The 2,063-nt window shown below is 43.5% G+C and carries 1 protein-coding gene and 1 pseudogene; one reads left to right on the top strand and one right to left on the bottom strand.

Features of this window, described 5'->3' with window-relative positions:
* Positions 1 to 354 (top strand): annotated as a pseudogene (locus tag B4033_RS11460) (iron-containing alcohol dehydrogenase); the annotation flags it as partial.
* A gap of 515 nt (positions 355 to 869) precedes the next feature.
* Here B4033_RS11460 and B4033_RS11455 read toward each other — a convergent pair.
* Positions 870 to 2,051 (bottom strand): transcriptional regulator, encoded by a 1,182-nt coding sequence (locus B4033_RS11455; RefSeq protein WP_286834122.1) that lies wholly within the window; start codon positions 2,049 to 2,051, stop codon positions 870 to 872.
* Positions 2,052 to 2,063: the final 12 nt, after the last annotated feature.

Genomic DNA, 2,063 nt, shown 5'->3' with positions numbered 1-2,063 from the left:
CATCAGCTCGGAGGCTTCTACAACTTGCCGCATGGTGTTTGTAATGCAATTCTGCTCCCCCATGTTTGTGAATTTAACCTGATTGCTTGTCCTGAACGTTATGCCAAAATTGCCCAATTGATGGGGGTGAATACAGAAGGTTTAACCGTAACTGAAGCAGCTTATGAAGCGATTGGCGCCATTCGTCAGCTTTCGGCTTCAATTGGTATTCCATCTGGGCTGACGGAATTGAATGTAAAAGAAGCTGACTTGGCCATCATGGCGAAAAATGCACAAAAAGATGCATGCATGCTGACCAATCCACGTAAAGCCAGCCATGCCCAAGTGGTAGATATTTTTAAAGCGGCGATGTAGTGCCTCAATGTAAGTCTTCTCTCCAAGCATCTGACTTACATTTTTAACAGCCCCTGTTTCACTTTCTGAGGAAGTGTGCCAAGAGCAGACATGCATTTTCCTGTTCCTGGCTGATCCTTTTGCCTTCATAAGAGGATAAAAACGGGGGTGTTTCTTTTTTATCAAGCCCCTTTCATTATGAATATCGACATTAATCCCATGGTAGAAAAATGCCAAGATTTTTTTAGCCCGTTTCAGCCACAAATAAAATTTCATAGCGTATTATCTTACGATTATATTTGATCCCTGAGGAATAAACTGCGCGTCCTTCAAATGACATGAAGGTGAGCGTAGCTGATTTTAATGAAGAGCATCCCATCAAGCAGCTAGGCAAACTGGGTAGCCACTGATAAAAATTTTAGGATCAGGTTCAGTCTAAATTAATAAGTAAACCCACAGTAAGCAAGGATAATACTTAATATTCCAGAATTTTCCTATTTTAACTGTTTAGCTTTGTACCGACATTTACATCAGCTTTAAAGATTTTTATATTTTAACAGAGTCTGATGAACGGGATGGGTTTTGGGCATCAGTTCAATCAGGCGTTCTACAGCATCAATCGCCTCAGGAAAATGTGCCACATGTTTCAGTAGGACATCGGTTTCATTAGCCTTGAAAATGGCATCGCTCAGGCGTGATTCCAGACAATCTCTCCAAGCGCATAGAAATGGACTTTCTGTTTTGGCCAGAAATACGCCGGTACATAACTTCAAGGCTGAATCAATATATCCAGCATCTAGGGATTGCTCCATCATTAAAAAGTCAGCCTCTACATCCGCCAATAAACGATAGGGTCTGGAACCCAGCATACCACCTAGTACATCGCGTAACTGTGACATTTCTGCTTTTAAAGTCCCCATACTGACCTTGCGTTCGCCATATAAGGCCTGATGCAAGGTATCTAGACTCAGGCCCTGCGGACATAAGGCCAGAATGGCTAGAATTTCAATCTGTCGAGGGGTCAGAACTAGCACCTTGCCATTAAACAGTACTTGGGGTACTGAAAAAGCCCGAATAAACAGGCGCTGCTTCTGATATTCTAGTAGAGCCGACTGGATGATCGTAGCACAGCGCTCCGCAGCTAGTAGTGCTAAACTGTTATGCTTTGGCCAGGTAGTTGACAGATCAATGACACCTAAGACCTGTTTTGAATAGGGATCAATAATCGGGGCAGCGTAACAAACCCAATCATGAATGGAGGACATGTAATGTTCACTGGAAAAGACACAGCTGGATTGTTGAGTTTTTAAGGATAATGCCAATGCATTGGTTCCGACTAGCTCTTCGCGCCATTGTCCACCTTCAATAAAATGTACACTTTCTGCGGCACTTTGCATTTGCGGGCTGGACGCTGTCCAGATGATGGTGCTGCCTATATCACCGACTGCCAACACCATCGATGACTGCTCTGCAATATGTTTCAAGTCTTGTGCACAATGGCGTAGAGCATAGGCTAAAGTTAAAGAAGAAGTGGTCTTTTTTATATCTGTCAGCGGTGCTGCTAAACGATTCTTAGGGATTTCAGCCGAGGATGAGCGCTGCCAAGAGCTGGCAATACTCTGTCCCAGCTGTTCTGCATGCAGGGGAGATAAACTGCTACTTTGCCGAAGCTGATCGATATTGTGCCTTTTTTGCGCCAAATTTTGTTTTGTCATCATTCCTTATTCTCA

The organism is Acinetobacter sp. UBA3132 (assembly GCF_002364825.1).
In the GTDB taxonomy this organism is placed as follows: Bacteria; Pseudomonadota; Gammaproteobacteria; order Pseudomonadales; family Moraxellaceae; genus Acinetobacter; species Acinetobacter schindleri.
The sequence above is the reverse complement of the archived record's forward strand: the minus strand, read 5'-3'. Positions and strand labels throughout refer to the sequence as shown.

Excerpts from the sequence above, each read along its gene's own strand:
- B4033_RS11455 (WP_286834122.1), bottom strand. The coding sequence starts at position 2,051 with ATGATGACAAAACAAAATTTGGCGCAAAAAAGGCACAATATCGATCAG.